At 35.8% G+C, this 18,199-nt stretch carries 14 protein-coding genes; 10 read left to right on the forward strand and 4 right to left on the reverse strand.

The features are described from left to right. From SynM161_RS09770 to SynM161_RS09785, 4 genes are all read right to left on the reverse strand, one after another. Positions 1-894 (reverse strand): hypothetical protein, encoded by an 894-nt coding sequence (locus SynM161_RS09770; protein ID WP_186541127.1) that lies wholly within the window; start codon positions 892-894, stop codon positions 1-3. Further along, positions 894-1,697, reverse strand: a complete 804-nt coding sequence (locus tag SynM161_RS09775; protein ID WP_255441773.1) for a glycosyltransferase — start codon at positions 1,695-1,697, stop codon at positions 894-896. The genes SynM161_RS09770 and SynM161_RS09775 overlap by 1 nt, the downstream gene beginning before the upstream one ends. A 619-nt stretch (positions 1,698-2,316) precedes the next feature. Beyond that, a complete protein-coding gene (locus SynM161_RS12235) occupies positions 2,317-2,778 on the reverse strand; it encodes a hypothetical protein (protein WP_186541129.1) in 462 nt (153 codons plus the stop codon). A 1,251-nt stretch (positions 2,779-4,029) separates the two neighbouring features. Further along, a complete protein-coding gene (locus tag SynM161_RS09785) occupies positions 4,030-4,878 on the reverse strand; it encodes a glycosyltransferase family 2 protein (RefSeq protein WP_186541132.1) in 849 nt (282 codons plus the stop codon). A gap of 628 nt (positions 4,879-5,506) precedes the next feature. On the opposite strand from SynM161_RS09785, the gene SynM161_RS09790 reads away from it, so the two are divergent. The 10 genes from SynM161_RS09790 to SynM161_RS09835 all read left to right on the forward strand — a co-directional run bounded on the left by SynM161_RS09790 (position 5,507) and on the right by SynM161_RS09835 (position 17,778). Beyond that, complete coding sequence (locus SynM161_RS09790; protein WP_186541134.1) at positions 5,507-7,345, forward strand: ABC transporter ATP-binding protein; 1,839 nt, start codon at positions 5,507-5,509, stop codon at positions 7,343-7,345. Positions 7,346-7,478: 133 nt separating this feature from the next. Next, a complete protein-coding gene (locus SynM161_RS09795) occupies positions 7,479-8,297 on the forward strand; it encodes a hypothetical protein (RefSeq protein WP_186541136.1) in 819 nt (272 codons plus the stop codon). A gap of 311 nt (positions 8,298-8,608) precedes the next feature. Next, a complete protein-coding gene (locus SynM161_RS09800; RefSeq protein WP_186541138.1) occupies positions 8,609-9,286 on the forward strand; it encodes a hypothetical protein in 678 nt (225 codons plus the stop codon). Between the two features lie 104 nt (positions 9,287-9,390). Continuing rightward, a complete protein-coding gene (locus SynM161_RS09805; protein WP_186541139.1) occupies positions 9,391-10,314 on the forward strand; it encodes a hypothetical protein in 924 nt (307 codons plus the stop codon). A gap of 3 nt (positions 10,315-10,317) precedes the next feature. Then, complete coding sequence (locus tag SynM161_RS09810) at positions 10,318-11,457, forward strand: bifunctional 2-polyprenyl-6-hydroxyphenol methylase/3-demethylubiquinol 3-O-methyltransferase UbiG (RefSeq protein WP_186541141.1); 1,140 nt, start codon at positions 10,318-10,320, stop codon at positions 11,455-11,457. 226 nt (positions 11,458-11,683) lie between these two features. Further along, complete coding sequence (locus SynM161_RS09815; protein ID WP_186541143.1) at positions 11,684-12,397, forward strand: cytidylyltransferase domain-containing protein; 714 nt, start codon at positions 11,684-11,686, stop codon at positions 12,395-12,397. Positions 12,398-12,473: 76 nt separating this feature from the next. Continuing rightward, positions 12,474-13,379 (forward strand): N-acetylneuraminate synthase family protein, encoded by a 906-nt coding sequence (locus SynM161_RS09820; RefSeq protein WP_222930176.1) that lies wholly within the window; start codon positions 12,474-12,476, stop codon positions 13,377-13,379. Then, positions 13,376-15,112: a nucleotide sugar dehydrogenase gene (locus SynM161_RS09825; protein WP_186541145.1), complete on the forward strand. Its 1,737-nt coding sequence runs from the start codon at positions 13,376-13,378 to the stop codon at positions 15,110-15,112. Before SynM161_RS09820 ends, SynM161_RS09825 begins: the two co-directional genes overlap by 4 nt. A 431-nt stretch (positions 15,113-15,543) precedes the next feature. Further along, positions 15,544-16,641, forward strand: a complete 1,098-nt coding sequence (locus SynM161_RS09830; RefSeq protein ID WP_186541146.1) for a glycosyltransferase family 1 protein — start codon at positions 15,544-15,546, stop codon at positions 16,639-16,641. A gap of 138 nt (positions 16,642-16,779) precedes the next feature. Continuing rightward, the gene (locus tag SynM161_RS09835; RefSeq protein WP_186541147.1) at positions 16,780-17,778 is read left to right on the forward strand and encodes a capsular polysaccharide synthesis protein; all 999 of its coding nucleotides are present in this window, start codon (positions 16,780-16,782) and stop codon (positions 17,776-17,778) included. Positions 17,779-18,199 lie beyond the last annotated feature (421 nt).

The following is an 18,199-nucleotide window of genomic DNA, read 5'->3' on the forward strand; positions in this document are numbered from 1 at the left end:
TCAGAGAAGGGGAAGGACAGGAAAAGATTGAGGATTGGAATTTAGTAGATGATGAGCCTTGGTGAAACCAGAAAGATCAGAACCAACACGTAAAACCGCCTCAAAAGACTTGGGCGACAGAAAGAGCAAAGGAAATGCTAAAGAATAAAAAAGACGGTTAGGAACAGGGAGCAAAAAACAACGGCGTGCAGAATCAGTGAGCGGTAGTGACTGCTGAAGGGATCTCAGAATAGAACCATAGCTGGATTCATAATCCCCACCGATGTCAACGATCTGCGAATCAGAAGGATTACAGCTGCCGATAGAAAATTGGCGTACAAACTCCAATACAACATCAGCAAGTTGACTGGCATGGAGAGGCTGACGCAAGCCTGAGTCAACCGGAAAGGGAAGGAGTGGAAGCCTGCGCATAAAAAGAATCAAGCGGTGAAGGTTTTTGTCTACATATGGACCAACTCTTCCATAAACAAGGGTAGGACGAAGTACAAAACAGGGAATGTCGAGGAATTGAGACGATTTTAAAAGTTGCTCCTCGGCTGTAATCAGCCGATCCACAAGTTGACGATCAAAACGATTGAAAGAAAATCGTTTGGTGATCGCCGAGGAAGAGGAACAGGCAACAACACCTGATAAACCATTAAGGCGTTCGGGAAAATCAAGAATTAGCCGATGAAGAAATGGAGCAAATAACCATATAGGCGCAAAGCTAATCAAGAAAGAGGGAGAATCAAGCTGACTAGTTTGAAAAAAGCCAGATGGGTTGCAAAGGTCAAAATGCGCGAGCGGAGAACTACGCGAATATGAATGAAGTATCCAAGAAGGCTGAGTAGAGGATACACAGCGACGAAAAGCCTCGCCTGATGGAGTGGAAGCTCCAAAGAGATGAATATGCATTAGCTCTCGAAAGCCAAAAGATTGCTAAAACGGCGAACATAACGACTGAAAAATGAAAAAGGACAAAGCCATCCAAAAGCATTCCAGTAAGCAGTGAATACCTCAATCAATCGACTCAAGAAGAATCGGCTACTGACTCCACCAGTGCTCATATGTACCAATTCCAAGTCTAAACAACGGACAGTAAGACCTGGCATTCGGCTCAGCTCAAGGAAATAATTGAGATCTGCAGACAAACTGAATCCAGAACTATAGGAGGCAAGAAGATTGTAGGCTCCAGGGCCGAAAAAAGTTGCTTGATGCGGTGGCGTTGAACCCCAAAACAAAATTCTTCTGAATAAGGAGGAATCCAACACACAAGGTTTAGTAAAAGAGGAATATCGCTTGAGATCACCTGTGAGACCGTTAACGTAACGACCAACACAAACCAGAAGATCAGGCAGCGTTCCAGAAGATTGATCCATAGAAAGTACAGATGCCGCCTGAGCCAATACGGTGGAAGCGGGGGCCCAGTCATCAGATCCCCAAAACAAAAGCCAATCAGATGATCTTGCAAACTGAATGCCATAATTCATGGCACCAAAAATCCCTGGCATTGAGGGGTCTTGTTCAACCCACTGGAATCGTGGATCAGATGAAGCAAGATTATTCAGATAACTACGATGAGAAGAAGAAGAAGGACCATCAACAAAAAGAACACGCCAATTAAGGTATGTTTGAGAAGTTAAAGATGAGACTAGTACTGGCAATAAACGATAAGAATTGTAGGTTGGTACGACAATCAGAAAGGAGGGGACAGCCAAGACACAAATGAAATAATTAAGTATAATCAGGAAAAGAAAAAATCACAAGAAAAAAACATAAAGAAGATATGTTCAAGCTCAGTTTAAATAAGACAATAAAAGACTTAAAGCATTTCTGCAATTATTGAATCCAAGCAATGGCCTTGAGCGTCCCAATCAAAATAGAAATCCAAAAAGCTATTGCAAGATTCAATCCATACAGAAGAATCCACTAAACTTATGTCTATAAAAGATGAAATAGTCTGAGAAGAGGAAAATGAAGGAATAATTCGCCATTGAAGAAGCAAAGAAGACCATTGAAGCTGATGGTCATCAATGTGCTCATACCATAAAGGTGATCGAGGAACACAGAGAAATTGCCTACCGAGACGCATTAAATGGGTAGTACAACCAATACCGGCATGAGAAACAATGACATCAGCAGAGGAAATAAGAGTGTGAAAGTTCGTAGGATCGGCTCTATTAATGAGAGTAACGTGACTAAGGGACTTAAGGTCGAAACTACAATGAAAATTACCTATAATAGTAATACTAGGGTTTTGAAACCGAAGTGATTCAAGAATAAGAGACTCAACGCCAAAAAAAGGGGAGTTTAAGCTACCGACAAGGAAAAGAATATTCAAGCAATCGATCGCGTTGGGAAAACATTATACTTAGAGTCGCAGACTGAGCTATGCCTAACATAAAATCTCGTCGCAAGGAAAGAAGCAAGGCGACCCGAAAGACCGAGCGAATAGACCCTGGTAGGGGTATCAATAAAAACTGAAGGGATGTTCATTAAACGGCTAACTATGAGGAAAGGGATAGCAATAGTAGCACCAGTAGAAAAAACGAGTTTAATATTAAAACGTCTAATTAGAATGTACGCGTAAAACAAGGAAGATAAGACTCGAAAAGGATTACGACCAATTTCACGAATAGCGAAGAAAGGAATATCAAGATTCCAACTATTTTTTATATCGATGAAATCGGGAGAATCGACACAAACAATATAGCGACAATAGTAACGGCTCTTTTTCATCATGTTGAGTGCAACACTAAAATGACCTCCGCCTGAGGCTACTACTAAGATGTCATTCATTAAGGATCAGAGAAAGAGTATAGATTATAATTTGAATGTAGGTTATTTTGGCGATTAAAGGGAATTGAAAACAAAGCAATAAGCAAGGATAAAGAGAAGACAAGAAAAAACCGTGGTATCAAAAAAACCTCACCTCCTAGAGCAGTTAGCAGAAAAAGAGAACCATACCAAGCGAAGACAATAGATCTAAGTCTATGGCTAAATAGAGGAGAAAAGCGAGAGCAAGAGATAATGGAATAGATGCTATAAAAAATTGAAGTAAGGAACACGAAGAGACCAAGTAAGCCAAAAGACAATAGAATAAACAAAAGGCCTTGGTCAGTGTGAGTCAAGGTATTAGGATCAAATATACCAACAATCCAATCCGCTAGGGTAAATGAAGAAAGCTTGGAAGAGAAAAATTCGAAACTTAACCTTGAAGATCTACTAAGATCGTTTCCACTAAACAGGTCAATTAAACTAAGCGAACGGTAAACAATTGGATAAATGGAGGACACATAAAAAAATGACAGAGTAATTAATGAGACAATAGAAAGGACAAGGATAGATAATTGCTTTCTAATAACAAAAAGGCGCGAAAGGGATATGTAAAAAGAGGGATTTTTGTAGACAAAAGCAGACAAACTCATGAGAAAAACAATAGGCAAGAAAGCTCTAGAGCCAGTCAGGAGGCCTGAAATTAAACAGAGTAAGAGAAGAAGATACTGGGGAATGTAATAAATGTAAAACTTAAATGGGGAGTTAAATTTAAAACTTCCACCAATGATGGAGAAGGTCAAAGATCCGAAGATAAAGCCAAGTGCAGGCCCATATACGTGCCTATCAAGCATAGACGAGGTATACAAGGGAAAACCTAAACCAAATGTCGGACGAGTGAAAAAAATAATTAAAGCAGATATCAACAAAACGGAAAAAGTGTGGAGATATAGACTATGGACGCGATGAGAGGCATTGACACGAGATTGATTGTGTGAAAATGCAAGCGACAAAGGTAATAGCAAAGAAAGCAAGGAAGAAATGTATCTCAAAAGATAGCCTAAATTCTCATAGGAGGGATATTTGAGAACAATATAAAAACCAATATATGTCATGATTAGAAGTATCAAAGGGGAACGCCAAAGGCGTAATGATGCAGAATAAATGGCGACAAAAGGGATAATGAAGATATCAAAATTAAAATATGAAAGTTTAAAGCATGATAAAAGGAAGAAAAAAGGGAGAGCAAAAAGAGATAGAGTGTGAAGAGATGGCTTATTCATGAGAGGATAGGAAAGCTCTTAGATAGGGGATTAGGAAATAAAACGGCCAAAGAAGACCAGAATTGCGCCAACAATAAAGAAGACGATATTTAGGAGGCTGGCGTTTAATATGACAAATATGCTTGAGCCTTAAAAAAGAACTGATAAGAAAGGATTTTGAATGGATTTGCGAAGGGGGGTGATGCTCGCAGATTCCTTGATAGCCTTTACAAAGAAGTATTTTCCCGCCTCGTTTCGAAAATTGTAAGCCAAAATCGTAGTCAGCATATCCATGTTGGTATGCATGATACAGAAAATCATCATGTAAAAGACAAATACGGGGAATCAAAGCAAGATTCATGTTAAGAGTATCAACTTGAATACAACATTCAAATGAGGGTGTCTGTTTAGAGAATTTGAATAGATATCGAGACACTCTTTTTAAACCACCATAAGAAACAAAAGAGAGAGTTTTGTCAAGAAAGGAACCACATATGACAATTTGATCATCAGTTGTTTTAGTGTTAAATTCTAACTCTTTAAAAAGCTGTGGAATGGCATTATCAAAAAGATCAATATCGTCGTTAAAGACCAAAAGATGATCGAAATTATAGTGAGTGGAGATAAAATCAAAGCCTTTAGACATTGCACGGGCCCAGAAGTCATCTGATTTAGCAGGAATAATTTGAACTAATGGTAGGTGTTTGTTTAGTACAATTACTGTATCGTCGTCAGATTCAGAATCAACAACAAAGATCGTAAAGTGAAAACCAGTTGATTTAAGCTGATAAAAAACTTGTTGAACTGAACGAAGAGTGAGGTGAGAACGGTTATGAGAGGCACAAAGTGCTGCAATATTCATGAAAACAGAAACAAAAACAAGGAGAAAAGTATATGTTTTATTATAATACACAAACAAGCAAAGAGCCAATAAGGTGGCAAAATATTAAAAACAAAAGTGAAAAGAAGGAGTAGAAGACTAAACTTATAATAAATACACAATTGAGGCAAAGAGCGATAATGCAGACATCAAGATATGATCATAGAAATAAAGAAAAAACAGTATGAGAGCATCAGATAAAATCGAACATAACAGTAATAGCGAGCATCTAATGAGGAGTAAATGAAAAGTTACTGAGGGATTGAGTAAACTAGGTAAGTTAAAATAGAGTAGGTGAAATATCAAAAGGGATAATGCATACCAATGATTAACTCAAATTATCAGAAAGAGTGAAAGTTGATAGTAAGATAAAAGAGGGGAGGTGAAGTAATAACAAATAAACTAAAGGAAAAGGAATATGATGATCAGCTACATAATAAATATGGATACGTTCAATCACAAAGTTGAAAGAATGAAAAAAGCAGAGAGTTGGGGAAAGAGATAATACACAGAAAAACTAAATCGATTCAGGAGAAGACATAGATAAATGTAAGTTGGAGACTAAATGTAAGGTGAAGAGAAGAATAGAAAAAATTAATACCAAAAAGTGTTGAAACGATTGGTGGAATGCGTGCTAAAATTTAGAGAACAGAAAAAAAAAAGAATGATAAAAAGATCTAAGAGCAGAAGTTCAACAATGATGCTGTTCTTAATAATATGGGAAATGTTAAAGGCTAAGCGAAGAATACAACTGTCATTGTTAGTAATATTAGCCTTTGTGAGTGCACTAGCTGAGCTTATATCATTAGGTACCGTCATACCTTTTCTAGCAGTAATCAGTCAACCAGAGAAAATTTGGAATGTACCTATTGTTCAAAATATTTCAGGTTTATTGGAGATTACATCAAAAGAGGGGTTATTGGCACCAGCTACAATTTTATTTATAGTGGCAACAATAGCATCTTCATGCATAAGAGTATTAAATGTATGGGCAAATGGAAAGGTAGCATCCGAGATCGGATCCGATATAAGCTGCATGGCGTTCAACAAGGTTTTACAGAGAAACTATCAATACCATATAAATACCAACACAAGTAAAATCATAAGTACGATAACAACACAAGTAAATCAATTAGTTGTTGCGCTAAATGCCCTACTACAACTGACAATATCAACAGCTATAGCAACAAGCCTGATGGTAGGAATGCTAACAATAAGCTTTAAAATAACGTGTATTTCAATTGGAGTTTTAGTAATTATATACTGGAATATAATCCTGATCGTAAAAAAGGATCTACAATTAAACGGTCGCTTGATAACAGATGCATCATCAAAACAAATTAAAGTTTTGCAGGAGTCACTGGGCATGATACGCGAGGTTATTCTTGGACACCATCAAGGGATATATTCATTGTTGTACAGAGAGATAGACTTACCTCAACGAAAACTACAGGCACGAAATAAGTTCCTAGGGGTATTTCCAAGATATTTATTAGAAGCAACCGGGATAACGGGAATTGCAATAATTGGATATGTGCTTACAGTTAACCAGCCTGAAAAAGGGCTTTCTTCTATTGCACTGTTAGGAGCACTAGCTTTAGGCGCACAGAGACTATTACCAACAATACAACAGATATATACAAATTGGAGTACATTTAATACACGAAATGCAGCGATATATGATGTCATAATACTTATAGGGGGTGAAAAGGAATCAACGGTAATGACAAGCTATGGCAAAATAGAAAAAGTTGAAAAAATTGAGATGAGAAACTTATGCTTTAAGTACAGTACCAATGAAAGAAAAATTCTTGATAATGTAAACTTTGAAATAAAGTCTGGCGAAAAAGTAGCAATTATTGGAACTACGGGTAGTGGTAAAAGCACAGCAATTGATATGCTGATGGGATTAATACAGCCAACTTCTGGGAAAATAATGGTAAATGGAAAAGATATTAATGATGGCGACAAAAGTATGAATTTAAAAAGTTGGAGAAATAGCGTGGCACATGTACCTCAATCAATCTATTTAATAGACAGTACTATCGCAAAGAATATAGCATTTGGTATTCCAGAAAGAGATATTGATATGGATAAAGTTAAATACGTAGCCAAAAGGGCTCAAATATCAGGATTTATTGATAGCCTTGATGATAAATACAGTCATTTAGTAGGCGAAAATGGGGTAAAGTTAAGTGGAGGGCAACGTCAAAGATTAGGAATTGCCAGGGCACTCTATAAGGATGCACAAGTTTTGATATTGGATGAAGCTACAAGTGCTTTAGATGATAAAACCGAGGGAGTGTTAATGAAATCATTGCTACATAGCTACAAAGATATGACAATAATTATGGTTGCACACAGACTGTCATCAATTAAATACTGCGAGAGCGTGTACAAGTTGGAGAAAGGAAGGCTTAATAAGTGGGAAAAGGAGGATAAAAGTTGAGGTCATGCAAGAGGGAAGAAAGAGGTATGATAGAAATAGATTAATGTAGGTAATGGAGAAAAAATTAGCGATTATAGTGTGCGATAATGGCTTAGGTCATTTACGGAGATCAATAATAATAGCTGAACGTGAAATGCCGAAGGGGTACACGCCAACAATATTTGCGCCAAAAAATTCAATTGCAAAAATTAGAAATGTGACTCCAATTCTGGAAAACATAGAAAATATCAATTTTGAGACAAGAATGACAATTAAAAGTCTAAAAGATATAAGCAGTTCTGGAGTACCAGATTGGGTAAATAGACTACCACCTATAGAAAAATATGATAAAATAATATGTGACAACTTGCCAGAAATACTCCTAATCCGGAATGATGCAATAATATCGGCTCAATTTTTTTGGCACGATATCATACCGAATATATCGGAATCATATGGATTATTGTGCGACAGACTATTGAGTGAGTACAAGCCGGAAATAATAGGTTGCCAATATTTTTCAATGCCAAAAGTAAGATGTCAACCGGGATTTAGGCCTGTGAAGCCCTATCTGAAGGATAAGGATATGGAAGCTCTGAAAAGGATTGACAAGGAAAAAAGGGATTCACTACTAATTACTTGCGGAACAACAGATGCAGCGAGAGATAGGTACCACAAAATTATTAGCGAAATTATCAAGACTGGGAATATAGCATATAGAGAAGTATATGTGGATTCAGAGCTTATGCCTATTATGCATCCTAAATGGATGAAGAAGGCGACGTATTCATTTGAAATGTTCAGCAGGTTAAAAGCTTGTATATGTAGGCCAGGCTTGGGAATATTGAACGATGTATTGCCACATCAGATAGACATCAGATGTATTTATGAAAAAGGAAACAAGGAGATGCAGTACAATGCTGGGGTGGTAGAATCTATAGTGAATAAGGATTTCGAAGGCTTTTGTCCATAATATGCACTGGTCTAACACCTCTACTCAATCTATGTGCATCGAATTTAGTTAACGATTCGGAAGATATTAATTATCTTCTATATCAAAATACATATAACACTGAAAGATATTCGGCGGATATAGAACTAAGAAAAGTCTATGCCAAACAAATTGCTGCATCATTTAATAAAAAAATAAAGTTTCACGGTCCATTCACATGGGAATGTCCACCTCGAGAGAACCGAAAAAAAGGACAGGAAGTAAAGTATGAATACCCAAGTGGAGTACCTATTGATGAATGCAACTTGATAACAGAAAATTGTATTCTATTCTTGAAAGATAAGATAAAAAACTCAAAGTTACATATTTTTCCGGAAGGTGCATCTTGCTTCTCTCAATTTGGAACGCGTTTGCCATGGTCACTTTATCGATATGGAATAAAGCCATATCTACATATGCACGCAATTAATATAATGAAAAAACTAAATATATCAAGAAGATACTTACTGGGGTCACAGTCAGTCAATTTAAAGGAGTATATAGGGAATTCAAAATATTTTTGTGTATTAGACCAACAGATGTTGCAGCAGGGCTATAAAAAGTGCGCAAAGTACATCACTGAAATCTACGATGATTTGAATTATAAGGATTTTGATAATTGTTATTTTCACCCATGCCTAAGTGAATTAAATACGACAGCTTATGGACGGTGGTTCGAACAGTTTTTACCAATTATCGAAAGTTCGTTTGTGGTAGCCAAGCTTGCTCCCAAAGATAGAATAAATCATCCTCTTCAGTTCAAAGAGAGGGTAAAGTTTATTGATCCAAAATATTCTCTTTTACCGGGTGAACTGATAACTATACAAGCCAATATGAGTTATATAGGTTACTACTCCTCAATGATACTATCATTCAGAAAGAACAAGATTCACCTTATAGCACCACCAGATGATAAAATAAAAAAGAGTAAAGACAAGGTCTTTAAAGGCCTAAAAACTATACTAAACTAGACTTAAAGAGTTAAACGGGAAAGATTATGCAAATGTTTATAGCATAGAAGACAGAAAAAAGCTAGATTTTAATTAGAATCAAACAATGTGATCTTAAACACAACATGTTCGAAACCCCGGTTCTTCTTCTTCTATTCAATCGCCCAAAAGAAACTCAACAAGTAATTGATGCTTTACAAGTTGTAAGACCAAGCAAAATATATGTAGCTATTGATGGACCACGTAAAAATAATGAAAAAGATATAAAACTAATATCTGAAGTAGAATCAATAATAGAAAATATTAACTGGAGTTGCAATATTCGCACCTTAAAAAGAGTTAATAATGTCGGATGCAAAAATGCAGTAAGTGATGCAATAGATTGGTTATTCAATAATGAGGAGGAGGCAATCATAATTGAGGATGACTGTTTACCATCTGAAAGCTTTTTTTTCTTCTGTGAGAAAATGCTCGCAAAATATCGACACGATAGCCGAATAGCACAAATATGTGGCTTTAATCCGCTAAATATAGATAGGGCGATGAAGTACGATTATTTTTACTCGTACCTTGGTAGTGTATGGGGATGGGCTACATGGAAAAGAGCATGGCAGAACTACGACATAAGTATGCACGACTGGCCGGATATTATGAGTAAGAATCAGCTACAGTACCAATATATTAGTTCTCTTTTGAGAAATCAAAGGTATATTGCATATGAGAAAACTTATAATGGCAAAATAAGTACATGGGACTATCAATGGGCATACACTAGAGCAATAAATAATCAACTATGCGTCATTCCATCAAAGTCACTTATCAAAAATTTGGGCTGCAATGATGATGGTACTAATATTAAAAGAAAACCAAGATGGTTAGAATCAAATGTCTGCAATGAAATCGACTGTGATAGGCTCATATCACCTCCCAACATGTTACCAAATGTTAAATATGAGAAACGATTCTCAAGGAGAGCAAAACCTTGGTTTGGGGCTGAAATATATTATTTGATAAGAGTAAGCCAGCTAAAACTAATGGATCGTAATTGAATCGTGTCAAGACTCTATCAGCGGCTAATCAGTTCGCTTCCCGAAGTATATCAACCAATAATCTTAAAAGATAAGGTCTTGGCAAGTGGCCTAAGGAACAATTGTGAAGATAGATTTAATGCAATATCGCACCTGATAGGTGACAATCAGACGATTCTAGATATTGGCTCAAATGCCGGATATTTTTCGATAAAGATAGCAAACGAATTTAAGAATAGCCTAATCGTATCTGTTGAGTCTTCTCCGCATTATGCAAATCTACAGCGCCAGCTTATAACTGACTCAAAAATAAGTAATATTGTATTGATAAATGCTTCTATGAACCTAAATTGGTTAGATGAAGCCTATAAAGCATGTGTTTATTTTGACCATGTTCTTGTACTTTCAGTAATTCATCATTTCGATCAACCAAGAAAGGTGTTGAAAGCACTATCAAAAGTATGTAAATCAATAATAATTGAAATGCCTCATGCGGAGGAAAAAGATGTCTGCGGAAAAAAAGGTATTGAATCAATTGATATTGATTTCATGAGACAATTAAAGCCCTACTTTAAGAAACTAACATTTGAGTCTGATATACATACAGATGATAACAGGAAGCGCTGCTATTACCATTGCTATGAGAATGAATACGAACGTAAAGCATACTACCCATACATCGGCTATCCTTACTCTCAACGAAAATATGAGATAAGATCCAATAAAGAATTAAAATATTACAAACATCACTTGGATAAAGAAATTGAAGCAACTCCAGGCATAAATCTAGTTGACTGTTATCAACTAGGACCCATTCTTTCGCCAAATACTCGAAGGATATTTATGACAATAAGGGCTCAAATAGATGAGTTATCAAAAGGAGATAAATCTGGATATGGTGATATAAGACCATGGAATATAGTTTTAGGATCTAGAGGTCCCTTCCTTATAGATTATATAATGACAAATGATCTCAATCCTTCTCTCAAATTATCGAGGGATAGAGATATAGCAAGAATTGGTTTATTCCTTATTAAAAAACACTATAAGCTCTCCCTAAGCTTTTCATTACCTATTCTCAAGAATTACTTACTATACAACATCAGGAATTTTACAAAGACGTGCGTTTCATATTTTAAGAAAATAAAGCGAAAGGATGGATAAATAGAGTTTACGTGAGTAATGCACTAAGGAAGAAGTTAAAATAATAATCGAGATACTGCCAATAAAAGCACAATAGTATTGGCTAGATGCAAACGATAAGCTAAATAATAAAGGATTTATGTTGTAAATGCTTAAAACAGCAAAACTTAGATCTTATTTGAAATTGAAAATAGTCAAAAGCAAGGAGATTATAATGTGATATAATAAAAGGACATTGGATCTCGGCGTGGCTAATTCAGTATTATTTGTAATAATTGCAAGAATGGGTTCAAAGGGTATAAAGAACAAAAATTTATGTGAAATTGGAGGGATTACATTAGTAGAACATACAATTCGTGCTGCAAAAACTGCAGCATCACAAATACATGGATCAAGGATTGTAGTAAGCACAGATGGACAAGAAATCATAGATATCGCACTGAAGAATAAAGTTGATGCTCCTTTCGTAAGACCAAGTTATTTATGTGGTGATGATGTTGAATCATTGCCCGTAGTGCAGCATGCGGTAAATTTTATGGAACTGGCAAGCAATACTCAGTATGAGATTATTTGCTATATGCAGCCAACATCACCTCTTGTTAGATGGCAAGACATCATGAAATGCTACAAGAAATTGCTTGAGAAGAAGTCACTTAGTGCAGTAACAGTAACAACAGTCTCTACGCATCCATTTAAAATGAAGAGAATGCTTTCTGATGGAAAACTAATCAATTATATTGATCAGGGTTTTGATGATATGCGTCCACGTCAGAAGCTGCCACCGGTTTTTAGAAGGGCTGGCAGCGTTTACATGAGCCGAAGGAAAGTAGTAATGGAGGATAATACACTCATATCAGATGATTGCATGGGTGTGGTAGTCCCTCCTCATACTGCAATAGATATTGATAAAAAAGAAGACCTTGAGCTGGCAAGAATTTGTTATGATAACTACAAGAATTAATTAAAAAGTGGCGGAATTTTTCTTCATAGCAGAGTTGTGCCAAAACCACAATGGTTCTGTAGACATGCTTATGAAGATGGCTGATGCTGCGGCTAAAGCTGGTGCGACTCATGTCAAAGTCCAGCATATATTTGCAGACAAACTGGTCTATCGCCCTCAGTTCGAGGAGGACAATAAAGCAGCGAGGTCGCTATTCCGTCCATGGGAGAGAGAATTTGAACGCCTAAAGGGACTGGAATTAACGACTAGGGACTACGAAAGATTTGTGGGTCATGTGAGGGATCAACTAGGTTTAATCCCAGTAACGACTTGTTTTACACGAGATACTATACCCAGGATAATTGATGAGGGATTTCGTGAAATCAAAGTAGCAAGTTACGATTGTGCGTCTTATCCTTTAATAAGAGAGTTGGCTGATAAGTTTGATGGACTAATAGTATCTACAGGCGCAACATTTGAAGACGAGCTAATGCACACAATATCTATTTTAAAAGAATCATCAAAGCCATATTCACTCTTGCATTGTGTAACACAGTATCCAACACCAATGAGCAATAGCAATCTAAGCCGCATAAAAAGACTCCAAGAATTGTGCTCAAGAGTGGGATACAGTGACCACAGCAATCCCTCAAATGATGGAACATATGCATCGAAAGCTGCAATTTATCTAGGCGCAAAAATTATTGAAAGGCATTTTTCGATCCTAAGTGCCGAAGAGACTAAAGATGGACCAGTATCAGTTGGATTAGAAGAAACAGCCGATATTATTAATTTTGCGAAGAAATCAACAGATGAGCAAATTGATGAGCTATTGACTGGATGCCCTGAATGGGAGCAGATGATTGGTTCATCTGAAAGATTGCTGTCTCCAGATGAATTAATAAATAGATCCTATTACAGGGGGCGTTTTGCTTCATTGCGGAAAGGATACACTAATCATTACTCGGAAGTTATTAACAACTGGGAGGAAACACCACTATGAGCGAAAAACTATCACGTTTTTTGATTTGTTATGAGCAGGATTTTCTTGATGATGTAATCAAGAGGATAAATGGACAAAAAGATAAGTTTCCAGGTGTTATATTTGTGCAAAATAACAAGGGGCAGCTACGTGGAGTCTTGACTGATTCAGATATCATTAAAGCTATATCACAATGTACAGATACTCACATACCAGTAAGTGATCATATGAATAGAAATCCTATAGCGTATAAAGAATCACTACCACGCTCAGAGCTACTTCAGGAAGTAAGATTAGAAGTAAATAAAAGGAAAAGCACTTCTGGGAAGCTTGTAAGATACGTTCCAATCATTGATGAAAAACAGAGGATATTGGATATAATAGATATATATTCCTTGGCAGAGTTTAATCTTGATACAAATTATACAGTATGTATAGCAGGTTTAGGATTTGTCGGACTTACTCTGGCTGTCAAGATTGCCAGCCTTGGTATAAGTGTAATTGGCTACGATACCAATCAAGAACTTATTGATAGCTTGGCAGAAAGAGAAGTGACGGTTTATGAGCCACGCTTAAAAGATATGTTAGATAAAGTACTAGACGAAAAATCTTTATTTTTAACACACAACTCAAAAGATATAAGTCTTTGTAACATATATATCATTTCTGTAGGAACCCCAACTAAAAACGATATCCCTGATTTGAATTATATCAAAGCCGCGTTAAATGTTATAGGCGATAATCTGTCGACCAATGATCTTGTAATGCTAAGGTCAACAGTTCCAGTTGGAACAACGAGAAACATTGCTTCAAAGGTACTTACAAAGAAATCTGGGTTGCGCTGCGGCGATGAATACTATTTAGCCTTCACGCCTGAGAGAACAGTTGAGGGACGCGCTATGGATGAGCTATCTCAGTTACCGCAAATTGTAGGCGGAATATCGAAACGTTGTGTAGAGAAGTCATCACAGTTTTGGTCCAACATTTCAAATAGTGTTGTCCCTGTAAGTTCCGTTGAAGCTGCGGAATTCGTCAAGTTGTTAAATAACTCATACAGGGATCTTCGATTTGCTTTTTCAAATTCATTTAGTTTACTTGCTGATAACTACAATCTAGTTGCACGAGAGGTAATAGAGGCCGCCAATGATGGCTATCCTAGGGATCCAATCGCGTTGCCTAGTCCTGGTGTTGGAGGATATTGTTTGTCAAAAGATCCATACTTATATGCATCAACGTGCCCAAAAGAACATACTCATTCTGAATTAGCATCACTAGGGAGAACCATAAATAAGCTTTCGGGACTTTATCCTCTATCTCTTGCTAATGAATATGCGGAAAGGAATAATCGCAGCTTAGAAACTTACTCCATTCTTATTATTGGTATTGCATTTAAGGGTGAGCCGCAAACAATGGATTTACGTGGATCTTCATCCATTGATCTTGCTTATGGACTAAAAAAAAGGGGAGCTAAAGTTTATATATATGACCATCTTGTGCCATCAAATAAGTTAGATCATTTACCGTTTGAACAAACTAGTTTTGATGACTCATGCAATAAATGCGAAATAGTAATGATCATGAATAACAATCCCAATAACATTTCTGATGAGCTTTTGCATCTCCTGAATAAGAAACCAACTCTACTTTTTGATGGATGGTCACAGTACGATAGTATACAAGTTTCCAAATATAAAAATATTTGTTATTCTACAATGGGCTTTATGCACGGTCGAGAACAGTTGCCGACCAATTAATATATCTCGACCATGCAAACAGATCAGCTTTTCACTACCAAAACGCACTTATTTAATTTTTACCGATTAGTCTCATCGGGAAGTACTTAACAGTGTTAAGATAATCGAGTAGACGAGAACAGCGCCATGGTTTACAAGTCAATTATTCCATTAAAAATTTATTAATTGATTAATTTTTGAGATAAATATTGTAATTATTGTCTCTGCTATTATGGCACTACATAGTAAAAGCATGATCAAATATATAGGCCATTCTATTTATGAGTTAAAAAATCGAGTGGATTGGTACAATGATAGAATCCATTATTACACATCAATGAAGTTCAGAATTGGTACATGACCAATTTCAATAGATGCTTTGAAAAGCTAGACGTATTGGCATTACCAGTCACTTTGTGCTGTAAAATTGTTGAAAGATCCTTGATGTACCATTGCACGTCGGCTTCGATAGGCAAGCATTTCTTCGTCAAAAGCACGGAGGTATAAGTAGATATTTTTCTGATCTTTATTTTGAAATAAAAAAACGTCAAGACAATAAGATTTCAGCTCTTCTCTTATTTCAAAAACATCAAAACTCTTATCTTTCAGAAGAGGGAATAGGAGTAAATCTTAATTCAATTAATGCCCGTTTTTATATTAAGGCTTTAGAGTCGTTAAATCCCAGGATTAGGATTTCTTCAAAAGTCGATGTACATCATGCGACTTACTATATGGGAAGACCTTACCGTAAGAATTCTAAGGCAATCCTTGTATCTACATTGCACGACATGAATCCTGAAAAGTATCCTAGATATTTTCGAAAAAACCCACATCTTAACAAAAGAGAATGGTTGAGTGAAAGTGATTTAATCGTTTCTGTAAGCAAGGCTTCTGCAGAAGATTTGTTAGAAACTATGCCACAACTATCTACACGCCTTAAGGTAATACATCTTCACTCCAGATTTAACTCCCATAGCGATAAGAAAAAACCAGGAGTTTTTTATTTAGACGGCAGAGAATATTTGCTATACATTGGATCAAGAACAGGTTGCAAAAATGCTTCTATATTACTAGAAGCATTTGCAAAGTGCAGTCCGAAGCGCAATAATTTGAAGCTTATCTTTGCTGGTGGTGGTAGCTTTGTTAAAGAAGAAAAAAAACTAATTAATGCACTTGGGTTGTCGACACATGTACAGCAAATGAATGTAAGTGATGAAGAATTATGGTACTTGTATACATATGCCAAGGCAGTCGTTGTACCTTCTATCGGCGAAGGTTTTAGCTTGCCCCTTGTTGAAGCATTGTCTGCGGATGTCCCTGTTATTTGTTCAAAAATATCTGTTCACTGGGAGGTTGCAGGTCTATACGGTGAATTTGTTGATCCAAGAAATATACAGGAGTGGGTAGATATATTTAATTCGTTAGATAAACTAGCAAAACCATCACACAAATTAAAATCGAAAGAATACAGGAAACTTTGTGAATATTATTCTATAAGCAGAATGGCCAACCAGCATATTCAAGAATACATAAATTTGTGTCCTCAATAAAAATACAACACTGCAGTTAATTGCTGTTTTAAGCCCTATTCTATAGATTCAGGGCATAATATTTATCAATTAATCTCAAATGGTGACTAGAGGTTTTTACAGTGTGTGATACACTCAAAGATACTTAAGACAATCAAGATGCTCTTTAAACCTATTTTGATAAAAATGAGGGCATTGGTAATTATTTTATATTTAAATTTCAAGTTTTTTCGATCAGGGAAGCGTAAAGAAGCTGAAAAGTATAAGTATCTTGAATTAAGCAATAGAGAAGAGAAAGAATTTTTAGTAATCTTTTCATGGCTAGAGCATAATTATAACTTGATCCGAAGATTATGTCATGAAGAAGTATTCAAGATAGATAGACTACATGATTCCAGAGATAATCATATTTTTTCTTTTTGGAACTCGGGCCACAATCTATCTCCCAAATTAATAAAATGGTGTAGTAAAGAACTAGAAAATTCAAGCAATAATGTGATATTGTTGAATGAAAGAAACATAATTAAGTTCGACAAATTAGATCTATCATACTTTAAGTATGTTCGGAAATGGTGCAATAAGATTGATGTATTACGGTTTGAGCTATTAGCAAAATATGGCGGGGTATATATAGATGCAGATTTATGGTGTAGAGAGGATGCACAGTTTTATATAGAACAGTTGGAAAAGAAAAATAGCAACTTTTTTGCTTTCTCAGAACCTTCAATATTTAATATGAGAATTGGTTTTCTTGCAGGGAAAAAAGGGAATTATATAAGTGTTATGCTATATGTTGCTCTTAAGCATTTATGGCAAAGAGAGAAGCCATTTTTTCTTGAACAAGTCTGTTTTCATCATGTACGTTGGTTATTTATGGCGCTTTGCATCTACGATAATGAGTTTGCGGAAAATTGGAAAAGATCTCTAACAAGAAATGTCTTACCAAACTATGCTCTTATCAGAAACCTGAGAAAACATGGAAACAAAGCACATGTATACAAAAGTATTTCTCAAAGTGACATCCATATACTATCTCATAAAAGAAGCGATATTAAAATTGAGCAGCTAGTTTACTGGTCCAAACAATATAAATTTGTAGATGATAGAAAGTGTATAACAGTAGCCGAATTCAATTCAAGACCCAAGGAAGCATCTTAGCATTTGCTCAACAATATTGATTTATAGTTTAATAGAATAATAAAAATTTCTTCTGGCTTGATAAGGAATATCGACGATTTTTTAATTGTATTCATATCAACCGGACGATTGGTTAATAATTTAAATAATCCTAATATAGAATGAGAATCCATAATCTTTGTCATTTATATGAAAAGCTCGAGTTATGGAAAACAATATATATTCTCGTCAAAACATCAAACTATACTTTCCAATTCAACTAATTAAAAATTTCAATAATCATAGTTGCACCAAGATCGTGACATCCAAAATTTGCTTTTAACATCAATCACAAAATAGCAGAAATTATATTTGGCAAGGAAATCTTCAGTATATATATTTTAGTGCACTCCTCAGTGGATGACAAATTTGGTTATATGTAATATATTCATATCTAAAAATA

Source organism: Synechococcus sp. M16.1 (assembly GCF_014279895.1).
Classification (GTDB): Bacteria; Cyanobacteriota; Cyanobacteriia; order PCC-6307; family Cyanobiaceae; genus Parasynechococcus.

What these genes read in the sequence shown, in the direction of transcription:
- SynM161_RS09770 (WP_186541127.1), bottom strand. Translation starts at nt 894, where the DNA reads ATGCATATTCATCTCTTTGGAGCTTCCACTCCATCAGGCGAGGCTTTT.
- SynM161_RS12235 (WP_186541129.1), bottom strand. Translation starts at nt 2,778, where the DNA reads ATGAATGACATCTTAGTAGTAGCCTCAGGCGGAGGTCATTTTAGTGTT.
- SynM161_RS09785 (WP_186541132.1), bottom strand. Translation starts at nt 4,878, where the DNA reads ATGAATATTGCAGCACTTTGTGCCTCTCATAACCGTTCTCACCTCACT.
- SynM161_RS09795 (WP_186541136.1), top strand. Translation starts at nt 7,479, where the DNA reads ATGCCGAAGGGGTACACGCCAACAATATTTGCGCCAAAAAATTCAATT.
- SynM161_RS09805 (WP_186541139.1), top strand. Translation starts at nt 9,391, where the DNA reads ATGTTCGAAACCCCGGTTCTTCTTCTTCTATTCAATCGCCCAAAAGAA.
- SynM161_RS09820 (WP_222930176.1), top strand. Translation starts at nt 12,474, where the DNA reads ATGGCTGATGCTGCGGCTAAAGCTGGTGCGACTCATGTCAAAGTCCAG.
- SynM161_RS09825 (WP_186541145.1), top strand. Translation starts at nt 13,376, where the DNA reads ATGAGCGAAAAACTATCACGTTTTTTGATTTGTTATGAGCAGGATTTT.
- SynM161_RS09835 (WP_186541147.1), top strand. Translation starts at nt 16,780, where the DNA reads ATGCTCTTTAAACCTATTTTGATAAAAATGAGGGCATTGGTAATTATT.